This is a genomic window from Haloferax profundi (assembly GCF_001469865.1).
GTDB lineage: Archaea > Halobacteriota > Halobacteria > Halobacteriales > Haloferacaceae > Haloferax > Haloferax profundi.
The window spans coordinates 1-8,306 of sequence record NZ_LOPV01000094.1; the positions used below are offsets into that span (position 1 = coordinate 1).

Below are 8,306 nucleotides of genomic sequence, written 5' to 3' on the forward strand. Positions count from 1 at the left end.
TTCGCCGTCGCGCCGGTCTCGTCCTCGAAGAGGGCGATGTACCGGCGTGCCGTATCCGACAGCGTGACTTTCATCGTCAGTCGTCCGACGGTTCGGGCGCGGCGTTGGCCTCGACGTCGTCGACGTCGAGCGACCCCATCCGCAGGTCCACGTCACCGGTGCCGATTGCAATCGGCTTACCGACGATGACGTTCTCGATGACGCCGTCGAGGTCGTCTTCTTCGCCGTGGATGGCCGCGTCGAGCAGGTGGTTGACCGTGACCTCGAATGCTGCACGCGCGAGGACGGAGTCCTTCGACCCGGAGATACCGTGACGGCCGATGGACTCGATGGTCCCGTCGTTCGTCATGATGTCGGCGACGAGCATCAGGTGACGGATGTTCACGTCGTCGAGACCCTGCTCTTTGAGCGTGTTCATCGTCTCGTTGATGATCGCCTCGCGAGCGGCCTCGATACCGAGTTGCTTGTGCACCTCGTGGATGTTGTTCGAGGTGGTGCGAGAGGCGTCGACGCCCTCGATAGAGAGTACGTCGCCGAAGGCGGACCCCTCGGTGTAGAGGACGAACTCTTCTTTGTCCGTCTCGTCGTTCTGTTCCTTGCGGATGACGACGCGGGAGACTTCCTCGATACCCTTGAACACGATGTCGCGCAGTTCCTCGACGAGTTGAAGGAGACGGCGGTAACTCGGGCTCTCGGGGCCGAACTCGATGAGCGTCCCCTCACGGCGAGTCTTGACACCGAGTGCGTCCTCGATGGTGTCTGCAATCTCGCTGGCGACGACGCCTTCGTCGTCGTAGGTCGGCCACCGTTCGAGCAGCGTCTCGTCGTTGAGGTTGACCTGCACGACCATGTCGGCGACGTTGGTCGAGATGTCACCGAGTGCGAGAATCTTCGTGGACTCGATGTCCCAGACGACCTGGTGAGCGAGGTCACGGTTCTCGGCGTACTCGTCGTCGAGGTAGACCGTCATCATCGGCGTGTCCGGCGTCTTCCGCGCGTCCACGAGTTCGATGAGTCGGGGGAGCCCCTGCGTGACGTCGATTTCTGCGACACCCGCGTAGTGGAACGTGTTCATCGTCATCTGCGTTCCGGGCTCACCGATAGACTGCGCCGACACCGTCCCGACGGGGTCGAGTGGGTCGACACGCGTGTCGGTGTAGCGCGTCGCGACGGCCTGCGCGATTTCGCGGGCCTGGTCGGACGAGACGCCCTCGCGGTCTTCGATAGTCTGGTAGATGCGGTCCTTCAGGCGTCGAGGCAACTCTTTGGCCTCGACGACGTCGGCGATGGTCTCGTCGACGAATTCGTACTGGGAGAGGTCAACGTTCTCAGTCATCGGATTCTACCTCCGCACGGGAAGTGACGCGCGGTTCGGCGTGTTCGGAGAGGTTGGTCGGCGGTGCACGTTCCCCGAGGAAGCGCTCTTTCTCCGCTTCGGACTTGAACTCGGATTCGAGGACGCGGTCGGCGATGGCGTCGACGTCGATGGGCGTGTCCTCACTCGACGACACCTTCACCGGACTCGTACCGTCCTCACCGAACTCGAACTGGACGATGGTGCCCGACGTGTCGCGGACGGACCCGTCGTACTGTGCTTCCAGTTCGGACAGTGCGTTGATGAGACGACGCTGCAGGTACCCGGACTTCGAGGTACGGACTGCAGTGTCGACCAGCCCTTCGCGGCCACCCATCGCGTGGAAGAAGAACTCACGCGGGGTGAGGCCGGCGCGGTAGGAGTTCTCGACGAACCCGTGCGCGTCGGCCGAGAGGTCACCTTTCTGGTAGTGGCTCAGGGTGCGGCCTTCGTAGCCGCGGTTGATGCGCTCGCCCCGAACTGCCTGCTGGCCGACACACCCGGCCATCTGCGTCAGGTTGAGCATGGACGCACGCGCACCGGACTTGGACATCACGACTGCCGGGTTGTCCTCTGCGAAGTGGTCTTCGGCGATTTCACCGGCAGAGTCGCGTGCCTTGCCGAGGCGCTGCATAATCTTCATCTCGAGCGTCTCGTCGACCGAACGGCCCGGCAGCGACTCGAGTTCGCCGTTCTCGTAGATTTCGATGAGTTCCTGAATCTTCTCGTAGGCGGACTCGATGGCCTCGTCGACCTGCGCGTTCGCCTCCTCCGGGATGGACTCGTCGTCGATACCGATAGAGAGACCGAAGTGCATGATGGCGCGCATCGCCAGCGACGCAATCTCGTTGATGAAGATGCGCGAACGCGTCTTCGAGTAGTCCTTGGCGAGTGCGTCGACGATTTCGCCACCGAACGCACCGACGGCGTCTTCGTCGATAGTCCCCTCGACGAGTTGGCCGTCTTCGATGCGGACCGTGTCGCCGACCTTCGAGGTGAACTCCATGTCCAGGTCGTCGGGCAGGAGTTCGGAGAAGATTTGCTGGCCCGTCCAGTACGGGCGACCGTCTTCGTCTTCGCCCGCGGGTTCTGGGAGCGTGTCCACGCGCGTCGCGCGGAGCAGGTCGAGTGCCTGCGTCTCGACGAAGTGCGGGTTGTCGTGCGTGAGCAGGTACGTTCCCGAAATGTGGTCCTGGATAGCGCCGATGATGTTCTCACCGAAGCGCGGCGAGAGAATCTGCTCTTGGACGCGCATGAGGACGCGCGCCTCGGCACGGGCCTCCTCGTTCTGGAGGGCGTGCATGTTCATCTCGTCGCCGTCGAAGTCAGCGTTGTACGGCGGGCAGACGACAGTGTTCAGGCGGAACGTCTTGTACGGCATCACGACGACTTCGTGCGCCATGATGGACATCCGGTGCAGCGATGGCTGTCGGTTGAAGATGACGATGTCACCGTCGACGAGGTGTCGGTTGACTTCCCAACCGAGTTCGACTTTCTCTGCGAGTTCTTCGCAGTTCTTCTCGGTCACCTTCAGGCGACGGCCGTCGGGACGACGGACGTAGTTCGCACCGGGGTGTTTCTCGGGGCCGTTGCGGACGTACTGCTGGGCCTCCTCGATGTTCCGCTCGGTGACGTTCATCGTCTGGGTCATCTCGGTGGCGACGCGGTCCGGGACACCGACTTCGTTGAGCGAAAGCGTCGGGTCCGGCGAGATGACAGTACGCGCGGAGAAGTTGACACGCTTCCCGGACAGGGAACCGCGGAAGCGACCTTCCTTGCCTTTCAGACGCTGACTGAGCGTCTTGAGCGGACGACCGGAGCGGTGGCGTGCCGGCGGCGTGCCCGAAATCTCGTTGTCGATGAACGTGGTGACGTGGTACTGAAGCAGTTCCCACAGGTCCTCGATAATCAGTTGCGGCGCACCGGCCTCGCGGTTCTCCATGAACCGCTGGTTGATGCGGATGATGTCGACGAGTTTGTGGGTCAGGTCGTCCTCGGAGCGCTGGCCGTTGTCGAGCGTAATCGACGGCCGGGCCGTGACCGGCGGGACGGGGAGGACGGTCAGAATCATCCACTCGGGGCGCGACCGGTCGGGGTCGATGCCGAGCGTGACGAGGTCTTCGTCCGGGATGTCCTCGAACCAGTCGCGGATGTCCGAGGGCATCAGTTTGTTCATGTCCTCTTCGGTCAGGTCGATGCCGAGGGCCTTCTCGAGTGCCTTCCGGTCGTCGCCGACGGGACGGAACTCACCGGCGAGCACCTGATTGATGCGGTCGGCCGGGAGGTCTGCTTTCTCCGCGAGGTCGACCGGCGAGATGCCTTCGTCGTCCTCGTCGTCGGGGTCCGGTTGCATCGCGGAGGCGATGCGCTCGGAGAAGTCGCCGGCGAGCACGTTCTGGACCTCGTAGTAGGTCGTCGGCTTCTCGTGCTTGATGTCGTGCTGTGGGGAACCACAGTGGGGACAGCGGTGGGCCTTGCGGGCCTGCCGGACTGCCGACTTCATCACGTCGCTCCAGTCGTCGCCGAGTTCCTTCGTGCGCTTGAGGTTGTCGCGGTACTCGTCTGCTTCTTCCTGCGTGAGCGCGAGACGGCCGCACTCGCGGCAGGTCGAACGGAGCAGGCGACGGATGAGTTTCGTGAAGCCGACGTGGATGACGGGGGCGGCCAGTTCGATGTGGCCGAAGTGCCCGTTACACGACCCGGAGTGCTGGCCGCAGGTGCGGCACTGCAGACCGGGGTCGATGACGCCCAGACGCGGGTCCATGAGACCCATGTCGATTGGGTAGCCGTCGTCGTCGTAGGTGTCCGCGGTGATGACCTTCGTCGCGGACATGTCTCGGTACGTCTCCGGGTCCATCAACCCGAACTGAATACTGCCGATTTCTTTGGGTGTCTGCATTGACATGTGTGATTAGACCGCGTCCTTGAGCTCGATTCGCGGGCGAACGCCGAGTGCGACCATCTCGTCTAAGAGCAGCTTGAACGCGTAGCTGATGTCGATTTCGTGGATGTTGTCCTCGTCGCCGGTGACGGGGTCGTAGATACGGCGCTGGTCGCGGTCCTCGACGGCGACCATGCCGGTGTCGGCGGAGATGTAGACCTTCTCCTTGTCGGAGGAGTCGAGCAGGCGCTCTTGCAGCACCATCGCGGCACCGTGTCCGATGACGGTGTCACGCTCCATCTCACCGAGACGAAGGCCACCCTCGCGGGCGCGCCCTTCGGTCGGTTGACGGGTGAGAACCTGCACGGGACCGCGCGAACGGGCGTGCAGCTTGTTGCTCACCATGTGGTACAGCTTGTGGTAGAAGATGATGCCGACGAAGATTTCGGCCTCGATCTTCTCGCCGGTGACGCCGGAGTACATGACCTCCTTGCCGGAGGACATGAAGCCGCGTTCTTCCAGTGCCGAGCGAAGTTCGTGTTCGTCTTCGCCCTGGAAAGCGGTCCCGTCGACGCGGCGGCCTTCGAGTGCGCCGACTTTGCCACCGAGCATCTCCAGCACGTGACCGACCGTCATGCGCGACGGCAGTGCGTGCGGGTTGAGGACGAGGTCGGGGACGACGCCGTCGGCGGTAAAGGGCATGTCTTCTTGCGGCGCAAGGTGGCCGATGACACCCTTCTGTCCGTGCCGGGACGCGAACTTGTCGCCGAGTTCCGGAACGCGCTGGTCGCGGACAGAGACCTTGGCGAGTTTCGACCCGTCTTCACCTTCCATGAGGGTGACCGTGTCGACGACACCAGATTCGCCCGAGCGCATCGTGACGGACGTTTCACGGCGCTTCTGCGGCGAGAGACCGGCCATGTCGTCGGGTTCTTCGAGGAACCGCGGCGGCGACGTCTTGCCGAGCAGCACGGAGTTCTCGTCGACGACGGTCTCTGGGTTGACGAGGCCGTCTTCGTCGAGGTGCGAGTACGCGTCTTCACCGCGCGCACCGCGCACGTCCTGCGACGGAATCTCGAAGCGGTCTTCCTGTCCACCGGGGTAGCGGCGCTCTTCGCCCTCGTAGGTGCGGAAGAAGTGCGAACGGGCGAGTGCGCGCTCGACCGACCCCTTGTTCATGACGAGTGCGTCCTCGATGTTGAACCCCTCGTAGGACATCACGGCGACGACGAAGTTCTGTGCCGCCGGGCGCTCGTCGAACCCAATCTGCTCTGTGGTCTGGGTCTTGACCATCGAGAGCTGTGGGTAGTGCATGAGGTGCTGGCGGGTGTCCGGGCGGATACGGTAGTTCGCGGCCGGAATCCCCAGCGACTGCTTCATCATCCCTGCACCCATCGTAATACGCGGCGAGGCGTTGTGTTCCGGGTACGGAATCATCCCGGCACCGATGCCGAAGATGAGTTGCGGGTCGATTTCGAGGTGCGTGTGGTCTTCGTTGAGTTCGTCTTCGTCGACCGAGACGTAGATGTCCTCTTCTTCTTCGGCGTCGATGAACTCGACGAGTCCTCGCTCGACGAGGTCCTCGAAGTCGAGTTCGTCGTTCTCGAGTGCTTCGACGTGTTCGTCTGTGAGCAGCGGTTCACCGTCTTCGACGACGATGAGGGGACGACGGGCACGCCCGGCGTCCGCGTTGATGATTACTTCGCGGGTGCGCTCCTTGACGGAGACGTTCACCATCTGGCTGACGTCGCCGCGGCGACGCGCCTCGCGAATCTGCGCTGCGAGTTGGTTGGGGTCGGGGTGCGTCCCGACGAGACTACCGTTGACGTATACTTTCGCTTCTCGCTGTGCCTGAGCCATGTTAGTCGTCTGCGGGTGTGGCGTCGATGCTGTCGATGCCGGGGATACCCTCGACACCCATCGACGCGAGTTCTCGTTTCAGTGCCTGTTCGTCTTCGACGTTCTGTGAGAGCTCCATCGCCTGCGCGAAGTTCTTCACCAGACCACAGTTCGGCCCTTCCGGCGTCTCCGAGGGACAGATGCGACCCCACTGGGTCGCGTGCAGGTCGCGCGCCTCGAAGTGCGGCTGGGAGCGCGACAGCGGACTGCGAAGACGGCGGAGGTGAGAGAGGACACCCATGTAGTCGGTACGGTCGACGAGTTGGGAGACGCCCGAACGGCCTCCAACCCAGTTCCCGGTCGCGATGGGGTGTTCGAGGCGCTCGGTGAGCACGTCGGAGCGGACCACGGTGTTGACCGTGAGGTTGCGGTTACGCATGTTCGCACGTTCGAGCTGGTACTTCACGTCGCGTGCGAGTTTGTTGAGCGCCGTCCGGAAGAGGTCCTTCATCAGGTCGCCGGACACCTTGAGGCGCTTGTTGGCGTAGTGGTCTTTGTCGTCGGACTCGCGGCGCTGGAGTGCGAGTTCGAAACACGCCTCGGCCATGCGGCAGAGGTAGTACGCCTTGTTCATGCGGACTTCCTCTTCTTCGGCACCCTCTTCGTGGAGGTGCGGAAGGAGGTAGCGGTCGATGACGTAGTTGGCGCGCTTGAGCTGGTAGTTCTTCCCCTGCCCGCCGGCGACGCGCTTGCCGAGTGCCTCGATGGCCTGTTCTTGAGTCTGAACGTCGGCCTCTTCGAGGTTCTCGAGCATGAACTTCACAATCTCCGGGTCGTCGGAGACGCGGTGGACGATCTCCTCGTCGGATTCGAGGCCGAGTGCACGCACGAGCGTGACGAAGTTGACGCTCCCGGAGACGGACGGGAACGACACTTCGAGGAGTCCTTCGCGGTTGCGCTCACAGAGAACGAGTGCGCGGTAGCCGCGGCGCTGACTGAAGGTCTTGGCGACCTGAATCTCGTCGCCGTACTTCGTGTCGTACTCGGCGAGAATCTTGTTGGGTGCCAGGTCCTCCGAGGTCATGAGCACGCGCTCGGACCCGTTGACGATGAAGTAGCCACCGGGGTCGACGGGGTCTTCACCGATTTCGACGAGGTCCTCGTCGGTGAGCTCGGCGATGTTACACTTCGAGGAGCCGACCATGATGGGCATCCGGCCGACCTTCGTCTCGGCGGTGTCGACCACGACTTCCTCTTCTTCTTCGCCGCCGCGGACGATGGACATCTCCATGAACACGGGGGCGGAGTAGGTGATGTTGCGCAGGCGCGCTTCCTGCGGGAAGAGCAGTTCTTCGGAACCGTCGGCCTCGCGGACGCGGGGCGTCTCCACGCGGACGCCACCGAGTTCGACGTAGACCGGCTCTTCGCCTTCTTTGTCACCGATGTCGGTCTCGATGGTGGCCTTCTCCTCGACGACTTCGGACATGCCGCGTTCGAGGAAGGCGTTGAAAGAGCGGAAGTGGTGTTCTGCGAGCCGTTCTTCAGAGAAGTACTTACGAGAGACTTCGCGTCGTGCTTGTCGGTTCATTCGATCACCAGTCGATATACGACTGCTTTGTCGGTCGTTCGCGAATTCCGGACGATCTTGATGACGTCACCGGGCTCTGCGTCGTCGGGGAGCGCCGGGTCTTTCCGCTTGATCTTCGGGAGATTCGTCTTCTCGACGTTGTACTCCTGTAACACACTCTCGACTTCCTCGTCGTCGAGAACCGTGTGTTCTGGAACCAGTGTGTGTTGGCTTACGTCTACCATGTATGGTGCTGCTGGGTGCTGGAAGAAGCTGTCACGGGATACTACGGCAGATTTTGGCAGCCATCCATTTAACACTTGTTAACTGCGTCGAAGAAAGGCAGCGCTATCGGCGGTCACGCACCGGAGATGCGCGAATCGTCACGTATTGGCATGGGGTATCGCGATATAAATGTCTTCGGGGCAAGAATCGCGGTACCGCGGGCCATGGGCAGAACAGATGGTAAGTCTTATCTATAAACCTCGGCTACGAATGAGTGCAGACGGAGGGCCCGGGTGGTGTAGTGGCCCATCATACGACCCTGTCACGGTCGTGACGCGGGTTCAAATCCCGCCTCGGGCGCTCTCCGTATCCGACAACTCACTTCAGTAAGCCCGGGTGGTGTAGTGGCCCATCATACGACCCTGTCACGGTCGTGACGC

At 62.5% G+C, this 8,306-nt stretch carries 5 protein-coding genes, 1 tRNA gene and 1 pseudogene; 1 reads left to right on the top strand and 6 read right to left on the bottom strand.

All coding sequences use genetic code 11. The features are described from left to right. From AUR66_RS22540 to AUR66_RS04630, 6 genes and pseudogenes are all read right to left on the bottom strand, one after another. Window positions 1-74: pseudogene (locus AUR66_RS22540) on the bottom strand (NusA-like transcription termination signal-binding factor); the annotation flags it as partial. A gap of 2 nt (window positions 75-76) precedes the next feature. Further along, complete coding sequence (rpoA2, locus tag AUR66_RS04610) at window positions 77-1,336, bottom strand: DNA-directed RNA polymerase subunit A'' (RefSeq protein WP_058571319.1); 1,260 nt, start codon at window positions 1,334-1,336, stop codon at window positions 77-79. Continuing rightward, window positions 1,329-4,253, bottom strand: a complete 2,925-nt coding sequence (locus AUR66_RS04615) for a DNA-directed RNA polymerase subunit A' (protein WP_058571320.1) — start codon at window positions 4,251-4,253, stop codon at window positions 1,329-1,331. The genes rpoA2 and AUR66_RS04615 overlap by 8 nt, the downstream gene beginning before the upstream one ends. 12 nt (window positions 4,254-4,265) lie before the next feature. After that, entirely contained in the window at window positions 4,266-6,095 is a 1,830-nt protein-coding gene (gene rpoB / locus AUR66_RS04620; RefSeq protein WP_058571321.1) for a DNA-directed RNA polymerase subunit B, read from the bottom strand. 1 nt (window position 6,096) lies between these two features. Beyond that, window positions 6,097-7,662, bottom strand: coding sequence for a DNA-directed RNA polymerase subunit B'' (locus AUR66_RS04625; RefSeq protein ID WP_058571322.1), 1,566 nt, complete (start codon window positions 7,660-7,662; stop codon window positions 6,097-6,099). Beyond that, window positions 7,659-7,886 carry a DNA-directed RNA polymerase subunit H gene (locus AUR66_RS04630; protein ID WP_058571323.1) on the bottom strand — a complete coding sequence of 76 codons (228 nt, stop codon included), beginning with the start codon at window positions 7,884-7,886 and terminating at the stop codon, window positions 7,659-7,661. Before AUR66_RS04630 ends, AUR66_RS04625 begins: the two co-directional genes overlap by 4 nt. 267 nt (window positions 7,887-8,153) lie before the next feature. On the opposite strand from AUR66_RS04630, the gene AUR66_RS04635 reads away from it, so the two are divergent. Further along, window positions 8,154-8,226: transfer RNA gene (locus AUR66_RS04635), tRNA-Asp, on the top strand. Window positions 8,227-8,306 lie beyond the last annotated feature (80 nt).